The sequence below is a fragment of the Streptomyces bicolor genome, from assembly GCF_000719285.1.
GTDB lineage: Bacteria > Actinomycetota > Actinomycetes > Streptomycetales > Streptomycetaceae > Streptomyces > Streptomyces bicolor.
Map to the genome: position 1 here is coordinate 1 of NZ_JOFS01000042.1, position 18,723 is coordinate 18,723.

Below are 18,723 nucleotides of genomic sequence, written 5' to 3' on the forward strand. Positions count from 1 at the left end.
CCGCCTCACAGCCGAATCCACCCCGAGCTGGCGCGGCACCTAGAACCTCAACGAATTAGGGCATCCAGGGACTAAACAACGGAACGAAACGCCCTCTGACGCCAAGGGGCCCTCCACGCGCGCGTGGAGGGCCCTTCGGCCGTTCGCCGTCAGTGGGTCACGGCCTGAGCACCAGGGTGTCCTGCGTGCTCTCGTCGACCGCGGCGTCCGAGAAGGACCAGTCGAGCAGTTCGCCCTCGGCCCACTTGTCCGTCTGGTCGGTGTAGTGGGCGTTGTAGGCGTGCCCGGAGGCGCCGGTGAGGTTGATCCACTTCGACTTGTCGAGGTCGCCGAGGTTGACCACCATCCGCATCGACGGCACCCAGACGACGCCGTAGCCGCCCGCGGCGTTCCAGCCGGTGGCGTTGACCGTGGCCTCGCCGCCGCTGAGCTTCCAGGGGCCGCGGTTGAGGGCGTACTGCAGGAAGCCGGGGCCCTCGGTGCCGAGCGTCTGGTTCTTCAGGAACAGGCGGTGCAGCCGGCCCCAGCTCCAGGTGTCGATGTCCTTGCCGAGCTTGGCGGTCAGCTCCCAGCGGGCGTCGATCATGGCGCGCTTGAACAGATCGTCACGGTTGGTGGCGCCAGGGCGGTTGCCCGAGCTCGTCGTCGTCCACCAGTCGCTGTCCTCGTCGTCCATGAGGCTGCGCACGACCTCGAACCAGCGGTCGCCGCCGTCCGGCTGCGCCTGGTCTGCGTCGCGCTCGCCGCACTCGCGCACCTCGCCCGTCTGGTCCGCGGGGCCGGTGGTGTTGACGGGGTCGACCCACAGGCACTGGCCCTTGACCCGCAGCTCCTTGGGCAGCTTGTTGCCGAAGGCGAGCTTGAGGATGTTGCGCCAGACCGAGTTGAAGTAGGCGGCCGCCGCCGAGTCCGCGTCCTGGGTGTAGTCCCAGCCCTCCAGGAGCTCCTGTGCGTCCCGGACGTCCTGCGCGTGCCGGACGTCCTTGTCGGAGATGTCGATCTTCAGCAGCTGGGGCACCAGCAGCCTGGCGATCTCGCTGCTGTTGTCGAGCTGCATCTGGCGCATGTCCTCGGTGGAGATCTTGCCGCCGTCGTCGATCTTCGACTGGATCAGGTCGGTGATGCGCTGGCTGCGGGCGCCGTAGCCCCAGTCCGTGGTGAGCGTGTACGGGTACTTCTTGTCGACCACGGCCTGGTTGGCGGTGACGATGTAGCCGCGTGCCGGGTCGTACTCGTACGGCAGCTCGTCCTCGTCGATGTAGCCGGTCCAGCGGGACCTGGAGTCCCAGCCCGGCGCCGGGACGGAGCCGTCGTAGCCCCGCGCGCGCGTGGGGATCTTTCCGGGCAGGGTGTAGCCGATGTGGCCCTTGGTGTCGGCGTAGATCAGGTTCTGCGAGGGCACGTCGAACAGGGCCGCCGCGGCGCGGAAGTCGTTCCAGTCCGCCGCCTTGTTCATGGCGAACACGGCGTCCATGGAGGTGCCCGGGTCCAGCGCGGTCCAGCGCAGCGCGATGCCGTAGCCGTCGCCGCGGTCGGGGGCGGCGGTGTCGACGGAGGCCTTCTTGCCGACCTTCACCAGCTCGGAGCTGCGGTCGGACAGCAGGGGCATGCCGTCCTTGGTCTCCCGGACGATGATCTTCTTGGACGCGCCACCGGCGACATCGATGGTCTCCTCGCGCGTGGCGAAGGGCACCGTCTTGCCGTTGTACAGGTAGCCGTCGCCGGAGAGCTTCTCCAGGTAGAGGTCGGTGACGTCGACGCCGGAGTTGGTCATGCCCCAGGAGATGTTCTGGTTGTGGCCGATGATCACGCCGGGCATGCCCGCGAAGGTGTAGCCGGCGACGTCGTACTGGCACTTGCCGGAGACCGCGCGGCAGTGCAGGCCCATCTGGTACCAGACGGACGGCAGCGCGGGCGACAGGTGCGGGTCGTTGGCCAGCAGCGGCTTGCCGGTGATGGTGTGCTTCCCGCCGACCACCCAGGAGTTGGAGCCGATTCCGTTGCCGTTCACGCCGACGGCCGTCGGGAGGTCGTCCAGGACGTCCTGGAGGCCCCCCAACTGGCTCTGCAGGCCGCTGGTGCCCGAGGAGGAGGCGGTGCCCGCCGCGCCGCTCGTGGAGCCGCCGGTGGACGAGCCCGCGGTGGACGCGGAGCCGGCCGGCTGGAACGTCTTGGTGACCTCGTCGTACTGGCCGGTCTGGACGATCGTCCTGTTACGGCTGTACGGGTACTCCGGGTACAGGTCCGCGATCTCCTTGGGGCCGAGGCGGCTGGTCATCAGGGCGCGGTCGATCTCGTCCTGCATGTTGCCGCGCAGGTCCCAGGCCATCGCCTTGAGCCAGGCGACCGAGTCGACCGGGGTCCACTTCGCCGGCTTGTAGTCGTTGGCGAACCCGAGAGCCGCGTACTCCAGGGAGATGTCCTTGCCGTCCTTGCCGTCCAGGTAGGCGTTGACGCCCTTGGCGTAGGCCTGGAGGTACTTCTTGGTGGAGGCCGACAGCGTCTTGTCGTACTCCTCCTGCGCGATCCGGTCCCAGCCCAGGGTGCGCAGGAACTCGTCGTTGCCGACCTGGCTCTTGCCGAACATCTCGGACAGGCGCCCGGAGGTCATGTGCCGGCGTACGTCCATCTCGTAGAACCGGTCCTGCGCCTGGACGTAGCCCTGCGCCATGAACAGGTCCTCGTCGGAGGAGGCGTAGATCTGTGGGATGCCGTAGTCGTCGCGCTTCACGTCGACGGGCCCGGACAGGCCTTCCAGCGAGATCGAGCCCTTGGTCTGCGGGAACGAGGCACGGACGGTGCTGATGGACCAGTAGGCACCACCGGTGACGCCTGCGATCAGGCCCAGTACCAGCACGAGGACGATCAGACGGGCTCTGCGCCCCTTCTTCCTGCCGGACTTGCCGGGCTGCTGACCCGTGGAGGCGGTGGTATTCGGGGGCATCGCTGTCCTTGCTGTCCTTACGCGAGCGGCAGGGCGGGCTGTCCTTTTGAATGAGCGCTGGAGCAACCATAGGCGCAGGGCCCGGTCCACCTTGACGCGGAGTGGTGAACCAGCGCGGACGGACGTTCGATCATGCCTCGCCGAGTGTCAAGAAATCGTCAAGAGTTAGGTAAGGTAACGAAGTAGTTGGGTGCGGAGAACCGCCACTTCGTGTCCTATGTACGTGAGCCCACGCGCGCGTGCGTGCGGGCCAGGGAAAGGGAACGGCCGCTGACTGTCCACGACCTCAACCAGCTCCTGCTCGTCTGCTCGCTCGTCCTGCTCGTCGCCGTCGCAGCGGTCCGGATCTCCTCGCGCAGCGGGCTCCCCAGCCTGCTCGTGTACCTGGGCATCGGCGTGCTCATGGGCCAGGACGGCATCGGCGGCATCCGCTTCGACGACGCCGAGCTGACGCAGGTCATCGGTTATGCGGCGCTGGTCGTGATCCTGGCCGAGGGCGGTCTCGGCACGAAGTGGAAGGAGATCAAGCCGGCCCTTCCGGCCGCGACCGCGCTGGCGCTGGCCGGGACCGGGATCAGCGTCGGGGTCACCGCGGCGGGCGCGCACTATCTGGTCGGGCTGGACTGGCGGCAGGCGCTCATCATCGGGGCGGTCGTCTCCTCCACCGACGCCGCCGCCGTCTTCTCCGTGCTGCGCAAGATCCCCCTCCCCGCGCGCGTGACGGGCACCTTGGAGGCGGAGTCGGGCTTCAACGACGCACCCGTGGTCATCCTGGTGGTCGCCTTCTCCCACTCCGGCCCGATGGAGCACTGGTATGTGCTGGTGGGCGAGATAGCCCTGGAGCTGGCCATCGGCGCGGCCATCGGCATCGCGGTGGGCTTCCTCGGTTCCTGGGGCCTTCGGCACGTGGCGCTGCCCGCCTCCGGCCTCTACCCGATCGCCGTCATGGCCATCGCCGTCACCGCGTACGCGGCCGGCGCGATGGCGCACGGCAGCGGCTTCCTGGCCGTGTACCTCGCCTCGATGGTGCTGGGCAACGCCAAGCTGCCGCACTGGCCCGCCACGCGCGGGTTCGCCGACGGGGTCGGCTGGATCGCCCAGATCGGCATGTTCGTCCTGCTCGGCCTGCTGGTCACCCCGCACGAGCTGGGCGACGACATCCTGCCCGCGCTCGTCATCGGCCTGGTGCTGACCATGGTGGCGCGCCCGCTGAGCGTCGTCGCGTGCCTGGTGCCGTTCCGCGTCCCCTGGCGCGAGCAGGCGCTGATGTCCTGGGCGGGGCTGCGCGGCGCCGTGCCCATCATCCTGGCGACGATCCCGATGGTGAGCGGCGTCCGGGACAGCCGCACCATCTTCAACATCGTCTTCGTCCTGGTCGTCGTCTACACCCTGCTCCAGGGTCCGACGCTGCCCTGGCTCGCCCGCAAGCTGAACCTCGGTGGCGGCCCCGAGGCCGCCGACCTCGGCATCGAGTCGGCACCCCTGGAGCGGCTGCGCGGGCACCTGCTGTCCTTCGGGATCCCCGAGGGCTCGAAGATGCACGGCGTCGAGATCAACGAGCTGCGGCTGCCCGCCGGAGCCGCCGTCACCCTGGTCGTCCGCGACGGAAAGTCGTTCGTCCCGCTGCCGACGACGGTGCTGCGGCGCGCGGACGAGCTGCTCGTGGTCGCCACGGATCCGGTACGGGACGCCGCCGAGAACCGCCTTCGCGCCGTGGCGGCCGGGGGCAAGCTGGCCGGGTGGCTGGGGACGAACGGCGCGAACTGATCAGCGCCTAATCGCAGGTGGAGCAGGTCATGGTGCGCATTTTCACAGGCGATTCCCCCATGGCCCCCTGTACTATGCAGGCGTAACCCAGATCGAACCAACTCTGCCTGACGCAGAGCTGGCGCGACCGTATGGCGGCCGGGTCGTCCTGAGCAGTGGACGCCGGTATCTACCGCAGTTCCGCGCGTGAGGACAGCTCTCGGCGCCGCCCCCCACCCGAAGGGGCCGCGCTACCAGGCGGCAGAAAGGCACGGGCCGTGGCATCCACGGTCACCACCGAGCCGTCGAAGGACTCGCCGGTCTCCTCCCGCCCCGGATACGGACAGCTGCTGCGCACCCGCGGCGCCTGGACGTTCCTGCTGCCCGGCTTCGCGGCACGCCAGCCGTTCGCGATGCTGACCATCTCCATCGTGCTGCTGGTGCAGCACACCACCGGCTCCTACGGCGCGGCCGGCGCCGCCGCGGCCGTCACCGGCGTCTCCATGGCCCTGTTCGCCCCCTACAGCGGCCGCCTCGCCGACCGCTACGGTCAGCGCGCCGTGCTGATCCCCGGTGTACTGATCCACACGCTGTCGGGTCTGACCCTGACGGCGCTCGCTCTGACCGACGCGCCCCTGTGGGCCCTGTTCGCGGCGGCCGTGCCCACCGGCGCCTCGGTTCCGCAGGTCGGCCCCATGGTGCGCGCCCGCTGGGGCGTGAAACTCCAGGGCTCGCCCCTGATGACGACGGCCGCGGCCTTCGAATCGGTCACCGACGAGCTGACCTTCGTCGTCGGCCCGCTGCTGGCCACCGCGCTGTGCACCGCCGTCGACCCGGCCGCCGGCCTGGTGACGGAGGCCGCGCTCACCCTGCTGGGCGGTCTGCTGTTCGCCGCGCAGAAGAGCTCGCAGCCCTCTGTCACGGTCGCCGGGCACGCGCGCGTGGAGCACGCTTCCGCGCTGCGCGTCCCCGGGGTGCGCGTGCTGATCGTGACCTTCCTGGGCATCGGATCCGTCTTCGGCGGCATGCAGGTCTCGCTGGCCGCCTTCACCGAGTCGATCGGCGAGCCCGGCCTGAACGGCGTCCTGTACGGCACCTTCGCCGCGGGCAACATGCTCTCCGGCATCGCCTGCGGCGCCATCGCGTGGAAGGTGGCCCCGCAGCGCCGCCTCGTCCTCGGGTACGCCGCGCTGGCGCTGGCCGCGTCCGGGCTGTGGGCCGCACACTCGGTACTGCTCCTCGCAGGCCTCGGTCTCGTCGTCGGCATGTGCATCGCGCCCGCGCTGATCACCGGGTACACGCTGGTCGAGAGCCTGGTCCCGGCCGGTGCCCGCACGGAGGCCTTCACCTGGCTGACCGGTGCGGTGGCGCTCGGCCAGGCCGCCGCCGTCACGATCGCCGGACAGCTGGAGGACCGCTTCTGGGGCGGCGCCGGGTTCCTGGTCCCGATGGGCGGCACGCTGCTCGCCCTGGCGACCCTGGTGGCGCTGCGCTCGCGGCTGGTGGTCCGACCCCGCGTCCGTACCGTCGCACGTGGCGTGGGTCACCGGGTGCCGGTAGCAGTGGACTGAGCGGCTGGAATACGTCACTATGGACCGTCGTTAGCACTCATCGAGTGAGAGTGCCAGGAGGAAGACAGTGCCCACCTATCAGTACCAGTGCACCGAGTGCGGCGAGGGCCTCGAGGCGGTGCAGAAGTTCACCGATGACGCCCTGACCGAGTGCCCCAGCTGCCAGGGCCGCCTCAAGAAGGTGTTCTCCGCGGTCGGCATCGTCTTCAAGGGCTCCGGCTTCTACCGCAACGACAGCCGCGGCTCCTCGTCGAGCAGCTCGCCGGCGTCGTCGAAGTCGTCGACGTCCTCCTCGTCCGACTCGTCCTCGTCCGCCTCTTCGTCTTCATCGTCCTCGGACTCGAAGCCGTCGAGCGCCGGCACCTCCTCCAGCAGCTCCGCCGCGTAACACCTCCTGCTCGCGGGACCCTGTCGTCTTACGGCGACGGGGTCCTTGGCGTTCGCGGGTGCGGGGTGAGGAGGGCGTTCTCGGCGGTCATGGGGGCGAGGAGGGCCGTTCTCGGCGGTTGCGGTGGTGCTGAAGGACGGCCGTTCTCGGCGGTTGTGGGGGGCGGGTCAAGGACGGACTCCTTGGCGTTTCCGGGTGTGGGTCGGGGACGGGGTCCTCGGCGGTTTCCGGGTGCGGGTCGCGGACGGGCTCCTCGGCGTTTCCGGTCCCGGTTAGGGTGCGGGCATGGCGAACAAGGCGAACGTCGAAATCGGCGTGATCGGCGGCTCCGGGTTCTACTCGTTCCTCGACGACGTGACCGAGATCCAGGTGGACACCCCCTACGGACCGCCCAGCGACTCCCTCTTCCTCGGCGAGATCGCCGGCCGGCGGGTCGCCTTCCTGCCCCGGCACGGCCGCGGCCACCATCTGCCGCCGCACCGGATCAACTACCGGGCCAACCTCTGGGCACTGCGCTCGCTGGGCGCGCGTCAGGTGCTCGGCCCGTGCGCGGTGGGCGGTCTGCGTCCGGAGTACGGGCCGGGCACGCTGCTCGTGCCGGACCAGTTGGTCGACCGTACGAAGTCCAGGGTGGGGACCTACTTCGACGGCCTGCCCCTGCCCGACGGAAACGTGCCGAACGTGGTCCACGTCTCCCTCGCCGACCCCTACTGCCCCACGGGACGCGCGGCCGCGCTGAAGGCGGCGCGCGGGCGGGACTGGGAGCCGGTGGACGGCGGCACCCTCGTGGTCATAGAGGGCCCGCGCTTCTCGACCCGTGCCGAATCGCTGTGGCACCGTGCGCAGGGCTGGTCGGTGGTGGGCATGACCGGCCACCCCGAGGCGGCCCTCGCCCGTGAACTCGAGCTCTGCTACACCTCGTTGACCTTGGTCACCGACCTCGACGCGGGCGCCGAGACCGGCGAGGGCGTCTCGCACGACGAGGTGCTGCGGGTGTTCGCGGCGAATGTGGACCGGCTGCGAGGGGTGCTGTTCGACGCGGTGGCGGGGCTGCCGGGGAACGGGGAGCGGGACTGCCTGTGCGCCAACGCGCTGGGTGGGATGGATCCGGGGTTCGAGCTGCCGTAGGGCCGCCGAGGGGACGGACTGGGCCCGGCGTGAGGACGGGCTGGGCCCCGGCCTGAGGACGGGCAAGGGACGGAATTCCTCGTTCGGGTGCGGGAGTTTTCCACAACCGGCCAGTAGTCCACCGGCTCCGGCGGGCAGCGGCGAGATGCCTCATCGTGGCGTGGCAAGCCGTTCCGTCGTCGCAGGTGGTGGTACCCGTGTCCGTTGCTCCGTCGTCCCGTACTTCCCTCTCCTCCCCCTCTTCCCACTCCTCTCGCTCCTCCCTCTCTTCGTCTTCGCCAGTCGTTCCGCTGCCTCTGGGCCCGGACGCCCCGGCCACCTGCGAGGTACCGCACTTCGCCCCGGTGCGGGTGCGCGGCGGGCGATATCAACTGCGCCGGCTCGTACGGCACCGGAGGCGGGCCGTGGCGGCCGGGCTCGCCGTGACCGCGGCGGCACTCGTGGCGGCGGGGCCGCGGGAGGCCGACCGGGCGCGTGGGCACCCGGTGGCGGAGCCGGTACGCCAGCACCGGGCCGTCGAGCGGGTGTCCGCGCCGGTGCGGATCGCCGACGGGGCCACGGTGCGGCTGCTGCGGCCCGGTGACCGGGTCGACGTGATCGCCGCGGAGGAGAGTGCGGCAGGCGGTGACGCCGAGGTGGTCGCGCGCGGGGCGCGGGTGACGAAGGTGCCGGAACCGCTGGATGCCACGGCTGAGAGCGGGGCGCTGGTGGTGCTGTCGGTCCCGCGATCCACGGCGGCGCGGCTTGCGGGGGCGAGTGCTACGGCGCGGTTGGCGGTGACGTTGTGCTGAGGCGGAATCTGGACGAGCCTCTGTCAAGCCCTTCGTTGGAGGGACCCGATTGGACAGGATGGCTTAACGCTCACGTAGGTTGCGGAGCGGTCTGTTCCACAACCTGTGCGTCCGAGGGGTGGCTCCGAAGTGAGCGAGAAGAAGGATCCGAGCGTCTGGGAGGGCTTCAAGACCTTCCTGATGCGCGGCAACGTCGTCGATCTGGCGGTGGCGGTGGTCATCGGTGCCGCCTTCACCAACATCGTCAACTCGGTGGTGAAGGGGATCATCAACCCGCTGGTCGGGGCGATCGGCACCAAGAACCTCGATCACTACAGCTCGTGCCTGAGCTCGACATGCAAGGGCGACCAGGGCATTCGGATTCTGTGGGGCTCGGTCCTCGGCGCGACCCTCAGCTTCGTGATCACCGCGGCCGTCGTCTACTTCCTGATGGTCCTGCCCATGGCGAAGTACCTGGCCCGCCAGGAGGCCCGCCGCAAGGCCAAGGAGGGCACCCAGGAGGTCATCGAGGTGACCGAGCTGGAGGTGCTCAAGGAGATCCGCGACGCACTGATCGCCCAGCGCGGCTCGGGGCCAAGCCGGCAATAACGGCTCAGATGTGGTGGGGCGGCTTCTCGTCGAGGAAGCGTTTCAGGTCGGCCGCGCTGTCGCCGTCGGTGCCAGGCCGCTCGCCCCATCCACGGTCCGTGTCGTCCGAGGACTGCTGGTCCAGCGGGTCGTCGAAGATCAGCGCAGGCTTCGGCTTGCGCGGCTCGGAGGCGGAGGCGGTACTCATGCGTCCAGGGTACGGTCCTTGGGGCTACGGCTACCGGGCTGCGGGTGACGGCCTTGCGCACTTGTGAATCACTGGGCAAGCAATTCCCCGCCCCATCTGCTGTGCTTGATCCCATGACGTCCAGTTCGACTCCCGCGCCGGACTCCCCCCGGGCGCGCGAAAGCAACCGCCCACTGCGCAGGCTCACGGCCCGTGGCCGTGAGGAGGCGCACCGGACCGCCACCCCGCTCGAGCTCTTCTTCGACCTGTGCTTCGTCGTGGCCATCGCCCAGGTCGGGATCCAGCTGGTGCACGCCGTCGCCGAGGGGCACGCGGGCGAGGGGATCCTCAACTACGCGATGGTCTTCTTCGCCATCTGGTGGGCCTGGATGAACTTCACCTGGTTCGCCTCGGCGTACGACAACGACGACGTCCTCTACCGGGTCGTCACCCTGCTGCAGATCGCCGGTGTGCTGGTCCTGGCGGCCGGGGTCTCCCAGGCGTTCGAGGACCACGACTTCCTCGCGGTCTGGCTGGGCTACGTGATCATGCGGCTCGCACTCGTCACGCAGTGGCTGCGCGCGGCCAGGTCGAGTGAGGGCCCGGAGAGAACGATGGCCCTGCGGTATGCCGCCGGTGTGCTGTTGTGTCTCGTCGGCTGGCTGGGGCTGGTGGTCCTGCCCGAGGACGCCAGGCCCTGGCTCTTCCTGGTGATGGCGATCCTCGAGCTGTGCGTGCCGCCGTACGCGGAGAAGGACCACCCCACGTCCTGGCATCCACGCCATATCGCCGAGCGGTACGGGCTGTTCACGATCATCGTGCTAGGCGAGACCATCGCCGCGGCCACGGTGGCGGTGAAGACGGGCATCGACGAGAGCGACGAGCTGGGCGAACTGCTGCCGATCGCCGCGGGCGGGCTGCTGATCATCTTCGCCGCGTGGTGGATCTACTTCGTGGTGCCGATCCACGGTCACCTGCGCTCCAACAAGCAGGCGTTCCTGTGGGGCTACGGCCACTACCTCGTCTTCGCCTCGGCGGCCGCGATCGGCGCGGGCCTGGAGGTGGCGGTCGAGCAGAGCATCGGCAAGGCGCACATCTCGACGCTGGCCGCGTCGGCCGCGGTGACCCTGCCGACGGCGCTCTACCTGCTCACCGTCTGGGCGCTGCACTCGCGCCACTTCAAGTTCGGCATCACCCAGCAACTGGTGCTGCCGACGACGGCCCTGCTGGTGATCTGCTGCACGTTCCTGGGCGAGTGGGCGGTGCTCGCGGCCGGCCTCGTCTCGGCGCTGGCGGTCGCGACCGGGACCACGCTGACGGCACGTATGACGAGCCGGGAGGACAGACAGCGGCTGAAGGCGCCGGTCGCCTAGGGAAAGGGACGACCGAGGGGACGGCTGAAGAGACGACGGAAGGGGCGGCGGTAGGGGCGAAGATGGGTCACGGCCGACGCGGGTCATAGGGCGGCGCCGGGCACTGGACGAGACTGGGCCCATGACAGTTGACGCTCTGACAGACGTCGCGGGATTGCGGGTGGGGCACGCGACGCGCACCGGCGACGGTTGGCTCACCGGCACCACGGTGGTCCTCGCGCCCGAGGGAGGGGCCGTCGCCGCCGTGGACGTACGCGGCGGGGGCCCCGGCACCAAGGAGACCGACGCGCTCGATCCGCGCAACCTCGTGCAGAAGGTCGAGGCGATCGTGCTCACCGGCGGCAGCGCGTACGGACTCGACGCGGCGTCCGGGGTGATGGCCTGGCTCGAGGAGCGGGGGCGCGGGGTGCGCGTGGGCGTGGATCCGGCGGAGGTCGTGCCCGTGGTCCCGGCCGCCTGTGTCTTCGACCTCGGGCGGGGCGGCGACTTCCGGGCGAGGCCGGACGCGGCCACCGGGCGGGCGGCCGTCGAGGCGGCCGCGGCGACCGAACCCGGCACGCCCGTGCGGGAGGGATGCGTGGGCGCCGGCACGGGAGCCACGGTCGGGCCGGTCAAGGGCGGCATCGGCACGGCGAGCGTCGTCCTGGACTCGGGCATCACGGTGGCCGCCCTGGTGGTGGCCAACGCGGCGGGGGCGGCGGTGGATCCGGAAACCGGTGTGATGTACGGGGAGTTGTTCCAGGGGCGGGTGGTCTACCCGGAGACCCACGTCCACGAGGCCGCACGCCGCCGCCTCGCCGAGATCGCGGTCAAGAACGCACCGCCTCCGCTGAACACCACGCTCGCGGTGGTCGCCACCGACGCGGACCTGTCGAAGGCGCAGGCGCAGAAGCTGGCCGGCACGTCGCACGACGGCATCGCACGCGCGGTGCGGCCGGTGCACCTGCTCCACGACGGCGACACGGTCTTCGCCCTGGCCACCGGGGACCGCCCGCTCGACACCGGGCACCCCCTCGCGCTGAACGACATCCTCGCGGCGGGCGCGGACGCGGTGACGCGCGCGATCGTGCGCGCCGTACGCGCGGCCGAGTCGGTGGACGGGCCGGGGGGAGTGTGGCCGTCGTACCGGGAGTTGTACGGGGAGCGCTGACCGCGGATCCGGCAGGCGGCGCCTGCGCAGGGTGCGGGACGGTGTGGGTCCGTGCGGTATGTACAGGTCCGTGCGGGGCCGTGCGGGGCCGTGCGGGGCCGTGCGGGTGATTGTCGCGGTTCTGTCACGTGATGGCGTTCACCGCGTACGGCGGGAACCCGGTTCGGTGGCGGTGGCCTCTTCCACCGTGGAACGGAACGGATCCCGCAGATCACATGAACTTGGAGCAGCTCGTGACAACGCCGGACATAGCAGCGCGGCGCGCACTGAGGGCCTGTGCCGCCCTGGTGATCGGCGCCCTGACCCTCACCGCCTGCGGCTGGAGCGCCAACGCCGACAACGAGGACGGGAAGGGCGGCAAGGACTCCGCGGCGTCCGCCGCGAAGATCGTGATCTCGGCGAAGGACGGCTCGTCAGGCGCGTCGATCAACACGACCGGCGTGAAGGTCAGCGACGGGAAGCTGACCGACGTGAAGATGACGCTGGCGGACAGCGGGGAGGCCGTGCCGGGCTCCCTGTCGGCCGACGGCGGCAGCTGGAAGCCGAAGGAGCAGCTGGAGCGGGGCACGAAGTACGAGATCTCGGCCAGCGCGAAGGGCGTGGACGGGCGCACCGTCGCCGCCGACTCGACCTTCACCACGGTCAGTCCGGCCAACAGCTTCATAGGGACGTACACGCCGGACGACGGCACGACGGTCGGCGTCGGTATGCCGGTGTCCTTCAACTTCGACAAGGCGATCAGCGACAAGAAGGCCGTGCAGTCGCACATCACGGTCACCTCCAGCAGCGGGCAGAAGGTGGTCGGGCACTGGTTCGGCGAGCAGCGGCTCGACTTCCGGCCCGAGGAGTACTGGAAGGCCGGTTCCAAGGTCACGATGAAGGTCGACCTGGACGGCGTCGAGGGCGCGAACGGTGTCTTCGGCGTGCAGAAGAAGACCGTCACCTTCACTGTCGGGCGCTCGCAGGTCTCCACGGTCGACGTCGACACGCAGACGATGACGGTCGTGCGGGACGGCAAGACGATCAAGTCGGTGCCGATCTCGGCGGGCAGCGCGGAGTTCACCACGTACAACGGGCAGATGGTGATCTCCGAGAAGTTCACCAAGCTGCGGATGGACAGCAGGACCGTCGGCCTGGACAACGCGTACAACATCCCGGATGTGCCGCACGCGATGCGGCTGACCCAGTCAGGGACGTTCATCCACGGCAACTACTGGTACAACAAGGGCAATCCGCCCTTCGGCCGCCAGGGCACCAGCCACGGCTGCGTCGGCCTGCAGGATGTGCAGGGCGGACAGGGTGACACGCCCTCCAAGTGGTTCTACGACAACTCGATCCTCGGCGACGTCGTGATCGTCAAGAACTCTCCCGACAAGACCGTGACGCCGGACAACGGGCTCAACGGCTGGAACATGGCGTGGAGCGAGTGGGTCGCGGGCAGTGCCGCGTGATCCACTGAAGTACCGTTCCAGCAGGGATTGTTGATGGTTCGTCGGGCCGCGCGGGAACTTCTCGCGCGGCCCGTGCGTTTTACCGGACGTACGTTTTCTCGGTTCCCGGACATGATGTCCGACCGAGGGGCTACGGTATGCACCCACAAGGTGACATGCAGCAACGCCGGGAGAAACCTTGAGCGTTCCGTACGAGACGGCAGCGTACGAACCACCCGAGTCGCCGGAGTCTCCGGAGGAGCACCTCGCGCGACTCCTCGGCCGCGCCCTGAACTCCTTCGAGTTGGCCGACGAGACGATACAGCGGCTCGACTGTGCGCTGGCTCACGACAGCTCTCTGCACTCCGCGCACCACAGCGCGGGACTGCACCGCGAGACGTACCGGCACACCTGGCTGCTCGCCGACGGCTCGGCGCTCACGCTGTGGGAGCTCGTGCACAACACCGCACGGGGCGGGGCGCCGCAGCACGAGGTGTACGCCGACGAGGAGGAGCTGCGCGCCGCGACCTCGCGGTTGCCGTTGCCGTCGGACGCGCCGGACTTCGAACTGCCGGTGACGGTGCAGCTGTCGCCGATACCCGCGCCCCGGCACGCGTATGTGCCGGACGACTCGGCGGACCACGCGCGCCGGCTGCTGCGCCGGGCGGAGAACGCCGACCGGCCGGGCGCGGAGACGGCCGCGTTACTGACCACGGCGTTCGCGCACCAGATCACGCAGGCCTTCGGCCGCCCGTGCCGCACGGGACGCGCCGGGCTGTGCTTCTCGCTCTACGAGCACGCCTTCCTGCTGCGCGACGGCAGGGAGGTCTCCCTGTGGGAGGTCGAGCACACGGCGACACCGGACGGACGGCACATGTGCGAGGTGTACGTCGACGAGGACGCGGCGCGCGATGCGATGGAGCGGCGGGCGACGCAGGTGTCGTAACCCGGCTATCCCGGCCCGGATGTTCAGCGACCGTCGCTGAGCCGGCGTACCAGTCCCGCGAACGCGTCCCGTTCCGCCGGGGTAAGTTCCACGGCCTCCAGTTCGGGGGCCGTCCGGCGCTGTTGCGGGAGGGCGGAGAGTGCCGAGCCGCCCGGGCGCATCGGCGAGCGCTGCGGGCGGATGCCGCGCAGGAGACGGATCAGGCTGACCACCCAGAGCACGGCCGCCAGGGCCAGGACGGCAGGGCCCAGCAGTTGGAGGAACGAGACGTGCTCAGGCATGGGCCCCAGTAGACACCACGGTCCGGGCCTTTGGGCCCGGACCGTGACGTATCTCGCAGGTGCCGTGAACAACTCACAGCGCCTCAAAGGGACAAGCGGGAGCTTTGCCCGCCGGAGGACTCAGGGCCTGTCCGGCGGATGCTTGCGGATCATGCCCTACGCCGCCACCGGCTGCTTGGCCTCCGCGGCCGAGGCCGCCGGGGACTCGGCGGCGGGGGTGCCGTCCGGGGCCGTCCCGCGCATGCCCTTCAGGAGGATCACCAGGCCGGCCGTGACCGCCGTACCGGCCGCGATGGCCAGCAGGTAGAGGAACGGCTTGCCGATCAGGAAGGTGACCCAGATGCCGCCGTGCGGGGCGCGCAGGGTCGAGCCGAACGCCATGGTCAGCGCGCCGGTGACCGCGCCGCCCGCCATGGAGGCGGGGATGACGCGCAGCGGGTCGGCCGCGGCGAACGGGATCGCGCCCTCGGAGATGAAGGAGGCGCCCAGCACCCAGGCCGCCTTGCCGTTCTCGCGCTCGGCGGTGGTGAACAGCTTCTTGCGGACCGTGGTCGCCAGCGCCATGCCCAGCGGCGGGACCATGCCGGCGGCCATCACGGCGGCCATGATCTTCATCGCGGAGTCGCTGGGCGCCGCGACCGAGATGCCGGCCGTCGCGAAGGTGTAGGCCACCTTGTTGACCGGGCCACCGAGGTCGAAGCACATCATCAGGCCGAGCAGGACGCCGAGCAGGATGGCGTTGGTGCCGGACAGACCGTTCAGCCAGTCGGTCAGGCCCTTCTGGGCCTCGGAGATCGGCTTGCCGATCACCACGAACATCAGGAAGCCGACGACCGCCGACGAGACCAGCGGGATCACCACCACCGGCATGATGCCGCGCAGCACCGGCGGGATGTTGATCCGCTGGATGCCGAGGACCACACCACCGGCGATCAGACCGGCGACCAGACCGCCGAGGAAGCCCGCGCCGATCGTGACGGAGATCGCGCCGCCGACGAAGCCGGGCACGAGACCTGGCCGGTCGGCCATGCCGTACGCGATGTATCCGGCGAGGACGGGGACGAGGAAGCCGAAGGCCGCCGCGCCGATCTGGAACAGCAGCGCGCCCCAGCTGTCGACCTGGCCCCAGTCGAAGTGCTCGGTGACCGACTTGGCCTCGTTGATCTGGTAGCCGCCGATCGCGAAGCCGAGGGCGATCAGCAGACCGCCGGCCGCGACGAACGGGACCATGTAACTCACGCCGGACATCAGCCACTTGCGCAGCTTGCTGCCGTAGCCCTCGCCGGGCTCGCCGACGCGCTCGACGGGCGTGCCGCCGCCGGGCCGGGCCGCCGCGGTGACCTCACCGCGGGCCGCCTTCTCGCGCACCTCGGCGATGAGTTCGGCGGGGCGGTTGATGCCCGCCTTCACGCCGGTGTCCACGGTCGGCTTGCCGGCGAAGCGGTCCTTCTCGCGTACGGCCACGTCGTGGGCGAAGATCACGCCGTCCGCCGCGGCGATGACGGCCGGGTCGAGGCGGGTGAAGCCGGCCGAGCCCTGCGTCTCGACGACGAGTTCGACGCCCGCCTCGCGGCCCGCGTTCTCCAGCGACTCGGCCGCCATGTACGTGTGGGCGATGCCGGTCGGGCAGGAGGTGACGGCGACGATACGGAAGGGGCGCTCGCCGGGCGTCTCGCCGGGGGCCTCAGCGGTGGTACCGCCAGGGGCCCCGGAGGTGGTGCCCGTGGCGTCGTCGGCGGAGGCCGCCACCGACGACGCCACGGAGTCTGTGGAAGCGGCCGTCTCGGCCGCCGGGGGCTCCTCGCCCCGGATCAGCGCCGCCGCCGACGCCGCGTCCCCCACCGACCGCAGCGCGTCCGTGAACTCGGCGTTCATCAGCTGCCGGGCCAGCGACGACAGGATCGTCAGGTGGGCGTCGTCCGCGCCCGCCGGGGCGGCGATCAGGAAGATCAGGTCCGCGGGGCCGTCCGCCGCGCCGAAGTCGATGCCGGCGGCGCTGCGGCCGAAGGCGAGCGTCGGCTCGGTGACGTGCTCGCTGCGGCAGTGCGGGATGCCGATGCCGCCGTCGAGGCCGGTCGGCATCTGTGCCTCACGGGCGGCCACGTCGGCGAGGTAGCCGTCCAGGTCGGTCACCCGGCCCAGGGCCACCATGCGCTCGGCGAGGGCGCGCGCCGCCGCTTCCTTGGTATCGGCGGACAGGTCGAGATCGACCAGGTCCGCGGTGATCATGTCGCTCATCGCGGGCTCCTTCGCACGCGTATCGCCCGGGGAGTCTGGTGGGCGGTGCAGGGGACGGGGGTGCGGTGGGGGGTGGCGGTGGGGGTGCCAGGGGTGGAGGGGTGGGCGGGGTCGGGGAAACCCCGCCTCCCCCGGGCGGCAGAGCGGCTCAGGAGGCCCTGCCGTCCGTAGGCGGCCGTGAGTAACAGCGAGCTTCGCCGCTCGCGGAGCCGATCGGGAAGGGTTGTGACAACTGCGACATCTGTCATGACACCGGCTCCTTCAGGACGCGATCCACCGGCACCTCGGCCGTGACCGTCACCGCCGCCAGGTCCAGGTCGCCCGGGGACGGCATCACGCTGCCGGGAAGCTGTACGGCCGCCGCGCCGTGGGCGACCGCCGAGGCAAGGGCCTCCGGGCCGGTGCCGCCCGCGATCAGGAAGCCGGCGAGGGAGGAGTCACCGGCGCCGACGTTGCTGCGTACGACCTCCACGTGCGCGCTGCCGAACCAGGCACCCGAGCCGTCCACCAGCAGCTGCCCGTCGGCGCCCAGGCTCGCGAGGACGGCGCGCGCGCCCATCTCGCGCAACTCCTCGGCCGCCTTCACCGCGTCGCCCACGGTGGCCAGGGGCCGCCCGACCGCTTCCGAGAGCTCCTCGGCGTTGGGCTTCACCACGTCGGGACGGGCGCGCAGGGCTTCGAGGAGGGCGCGCCCGGAAGTGTCCAGCGCGATCCGTGCGCCCCCGTCGTGCGCCCGCGCGACCACATCGGCGTACCAGGACGGCGCGAGCCCGCGCGGCAGGCTCCCGCAGCACGCGATCCACTCGGCGTCGCGCGAGTGCTCATGCACCGTCTCCAGGAGCAACTCCTGCTCGGCCGCGGACAGTTCGGGACCGGGCGCGTTGATCTTCGTCAGCACCCCGTCCGACTCCGCGAGCGCGATGTTCGAGCGAGTGGCCCCGGCGACCCGCACCGCGGTGACCTCGATGCCCTGCGCGTGGAGCAGGTCCGCGACGACCGCGCCGGGCGCACCACCCAGGGGCAGGACGGCGACCGTGCGCCGCCCGGCGGCCGCCACGGCTCGTGAGACGTTCACGCCCTTGCCGCCAGGGTCCATCCGTTCGCCGGTGGCGCGGATGACCTCGCCGCGGTCGAGGGAGGGGACCTCGTAGGTGCGGTCCAGCGACGGGTTGGGGGTGACGGTGAGGATCATGCGCGCACTACTTCCGTGCCGCCGCGCTCGATGGCGGCGGCGTCTTCGGGGCTCAGCCCGCTGTCGGTGATCAGCAGGTCCACATCGCTCAGGTCGCCGAAGCGGGCGAAGTGCTCCTGGCCGTGCTTGGAGGAGTCGGCGAGCAGCACCACCCGGCGGGCCGCGGCCACGGCCGCACGCTTCACCGCGGCCTCGGCGAGGTCGGGGGTGGTCAAGCCGTGCTCGGCGGAGAAGCCGTTGGCGGCGACGAACAGGACGTCGGCGCGGATCTCGCCGTACGCGCGCAGCGCCCAGGCGTCCACGGCGGCGCGCGTACGGTGCCGTACGCGCCCTCCGACCAGGTGGAGCTGGATGCCCGGGTGGTCCGCGAGGCGGGCGGCGATGGGCAGGCTGTGCGTCACCACGGTGAGGGACGCCTCCAGCGGGAGCGCGGCGGCGAGGCGGGCCACCGTCGTACCGGCGTCGAGGATCATCGTACCCTCGGTGGGCAGCTCGGCGAGGGCCGCCTTGGCCACCCGGTCCTTCTCGTCGGCCGCCGTCGACTCGCGCTCGGCGAGGTCCGGCTCGAAGTCCAGGCGCCCGACCGGGATCGCGCCACCGTGCACGCGGCGCACGAGCCCGGCGCGGTCGAGGGCCTTCAGGTCCCGGCGGATCGTCTCCGCCGTCACCTGGAACTCCTCGGCCAGCGACAGGACGTCCACTCGGCCGCCGTCACGGGCGAGCCGGAGGATCTCCTGCTGCCGCTCCGGTGCGTACATGTCCGTTCGCCTCCGAACTGTGCCCGAACTTGT

The 18,723-nt window shown here is 70.7% G+C and carries 16 protein-coding genes; 10 read left to right on the forward strand and 6 right to left on the reverse strand.

Translation table 11 applies throughout. The features are described 5' to 3' along the window. Positions 1-157: 157 nt before the first annotated feature. Entirely contained in the window at positions 158-2,944 is a 2,787-nt protein-coding gene (locus tag IF78_RS0137275; RefSeq protein WP_031487709.1) for a penicillin acylase family protein, read from the reverse strand. A gap of 210 nt (positions 2,945-3,154) precedes the next feature. Between IF78_RS0137275 and IF78_RS0137280 the strand changes: the two genes are divergently transcribed. The 6 genes from IF78_RS0137280 to mscL all read left to right on the forward strand — a co-directional run bounded on the left by IF78_RS0137280 (position 3,155) and on the right by mscL (position 9,156). After that, positions 3,155-4,711: a potassium/proton antiporter gene (locus IF78_RS0137280; RefSeq protein ID WP_425314640.1), complete on the forward strand. Its 1,557-nt coding sequence runs from the start codon at positions 3,155-3,157 to the stop codon at positions 4,709-4,711. 257 nt (positions 4,712-4,968) lie between these two features. Beyond that, a complete protein-coding gene (locus IF78_RS0137285) occupies positions 4,969-6,261 on the forward strand; it encodes an MFS transporter (protein WP_031487711.1) in 1,293 nt (430 codons plus the stop codon). A 67-nt stretch (positions 6,262-6,328) separates the two neighbouring features. Then, positions 6,329-6,649 carry an FmdB family zinc ribbon protein gene (locus IF78_RS46920; protein WP_031487712.1) on the forward strand — a complete coding sequence of 107 codons (321 nt, stop codon included), beginning with the start codon at positions 6,329-6,331 and terminating at the stop codon, positions 6,647-6,649. Positions 6,650-6,934: 285 nt separating this feature from the next. After that, a complete protein-coding gene (locus IF78_RS0137295; protein WP_031487713.1) occupies positions 6,935-7,777 on the forward strand; it encodes an S-methyl-5'-thioadenosine phosphorylase in 843 nt (280 codons plus the stop codon). 290 nt (positions 7,778-8,067) lie between these two features. Next, positions 8,068-8,568, forward strand: a complete 501-nt coding sequence (locus IF78_RS0137300) for a CpaB family protein (RefSeq protein ID WP_078662735.1) — start codon at positions 8,068-8,070, stop codon at positions 8,566-8,568. Between the two features lie 129 nt (positions 8,569-8,697). Further along, the gene (gene mscL, locus IF78_RS0137305; RefSeq protein ID WP_031487715.1) at positions 8,698-9,156 is read left to right on the forward strand and encodes a large conductance mechanosensitive channel protein MscL; all 459 of its coding nucleotides are present in this window, start codon (positions 8,698-8,700) and stop codon (positions 9,154-9,156) included. 4 nt (positions 9,157-9,160) lie between these two features. On the opposite strand, the gene IF78_RS0137310 is transcribed toward mscL, so the two are convergent. After that, entirely contained in the window at positions 9,161-9,343 is a 183-nt protein-coding gene (locus IF78_RS0137310) for a hypothetical protein (RefSeq protein ID WP_031487716.1), read from the reverse strand. A 113-nt stretch (positions 9,344-9,456) separates the two neighbouring features. Between IF78_RS0137310 and IF78_RS0137315 the strand changes: the two genes are divergently transcribed. The 4 genes from IF78_RS0137315 to IF78_RS0137330 all read left to right on the forward strand — a co-directional run bounded on the left by IF78_RS0137315 (position 9,457) and on the right by IF78_RS0137330 (position 14,221). Next, the gene (locus IF78_RS0137315; RefSeq protein ID WP_037642160.1) at positions 9,457-10,695 is read left to right on the forward strand and encodes a low temperature requirement protein A; all 1,239 of its coding nucleotides are present in this window, start codon (positions 9,457-9,459) and stop codon (positions 10,693-10,695) included. 121 nt (positions 10,696-10,816) lie between these two features. Continuing rightward, positions 10,817-11,845, forward strand: coding sequence for a P1 family peptidase (locus IF78_RS0137320; protein WP_031487718.1), 1,029 nt, complete (start codon positions 10,817-10,819; stop codon positions 11,843-11,845). 233 nt (positions 11,846-12,078) lie between these two features. Continuing rightward, complete coding sequence (locus IF78_RS0137325) at positions 12,079-13,296, forward strand: L,D-transpeptidase (protein ID WP_031487719.1); 1,218 nt, start codon at positions 12,079-12,081, stop codon at positions 13,294-13,296. A gap of 178 nt (positions 13,297-13,474) precedes the next feature. Further along, a complete protein-coding gene (locus IF78_RS0137330) occupies positions 13,475-14,221 on the forward strand; it encodes a DUF6227 family protein (RefSeq protein ID WP_031487720.1) in 747 nt (248 codons plus the stop codon). A gap of 23 nt (positions 14,222-14,244) precedes the next feature. On the opposite strand, the gene IF78_RS0137335 is transcribed toward IF78_RS0137330, so the two are convergent. From IF78_RS0137335 to IF78_RS0137350, 4 genes are all read right to left on the reverse strand, one after another. Next, positions 14,245-14,502 carry a hypothetical protein gene (locus tag IF78_RS0137335; protein WP_031487721.1) on the reverse strand — a complete coding sequence of 86 codons (258 nt, stop codon included), beginning with the start codon at positions 14,500-14,502 and terminating at the stop codon, positions 14,245-14,247. Positions 14,503-14,658: 156 nt separating this feature from the next. Further along, positions 14,659-16,740, reverse strand: coding sequence for a PTS fructose transporter subunit IIABC (locus IF78_RS0137340; RefSeq protein ID WP_031487722.1), 2,082 nt, complete (start codon positions 16,738-16,740; stop codon positions 14,659-14,661). Positions 16,741-16,984: 244 nt separating this feature from the next. Then, a complete protein-coding gene (gene pfkB, locus IF78_RS0137345) occupies positions 16,985-17,932 on the reverse strand; it encodes a 1-phosphofructokinase (protein ID WP_031487723.1) in 948 nt (315 codons plus the stop codon). Beyond that, complete coding sequence (locus IF78_RS0137350; protein WP_031487724.1) at positions 17,929-18,690, reverse strand: DeoR/GlpR family DNA-binding transcription regulator; 762 nt, start codon at positions 18,688-18,690, stop codon at positions 17,929-17,931. Before IF78_RS0137350 ends, pfkB begins: the two co-directional genes overlap by 4 nt. Positions 18,691-18,723: the final 33 nt, after the last annotated feature.

What these genes read in the sequence shown, in the direction of transcription:
- IF78_RS0137275 (WP_031487709.1), bottom strand. Translation starts at nt 2,944, where the DNA reads ATGCCCCCGAATACCACCGCCTCCACGGGTCAGCAGCCCGGCAAGTCC.
- IF78_RS0137295 (WP_031487713.1), top strand. Translation starts at nt 6,935, where the DNA reads ATGGCGAACAAGGCGAACGTCGAAATCGGCGTGATCGGCGGCTCCGGG.
- IF78_RS0137310 (WP_031487716.1), bottom strand. Translation starts at nt 9,343, where the DNA reads ATGAGTACCGCCTCCGCCTCCGAGCCGCGCAAGCCGAAGCCTGCGCTG.
- IF78_RS0137315 (WP_037642160.1), top strand. Translation starts at nt 9,457, where the DNA reads ATGACGTCCAGTTCGACTCCCGCGCCGGACTCCCCCCGGGCGCGCGAA.
- IF78_RS0137320 (WP_031487718.1), top strand. Translation starts at nt 10,817, where the DNA reads ATGACAGTTGACGCTCTGACAGACGTCGCGGGATTGCGGGTGGGGCAC.
- IF78_RS0137335 (WP_031487721.1), bottom strand. Translation starts at nt 14,502, where the DNA reads ATGCCTGAGCACGTCTCGTTCCTCCAACTGCTGGGCCCTGCCGTCCTG.
- IF78_RS0137340 (WP_031487722.1), bottom strand. Translation starts at nt 16,740, where the DNA reads ATGAGCGACATGATCACCGCGGACCTGGTCGATCTCGACCTGTCCGCC.
- pfkB (WP_031487723.1), bottom strand. Translation starts at nt 17,932, where the DNA reads ATGATCCTCACCGTCACCCCCAACCCGTCGCTGGACCGCACCTACGAG.
- IF78_RS0137350 (WP_031487724.1), bottom strand. Translation starts at nt 18,690, where the DNA reads ATGTACGCACCGGAGCGGCAGCAGGAGATCCTCCGGCTCGCCCGTGAC.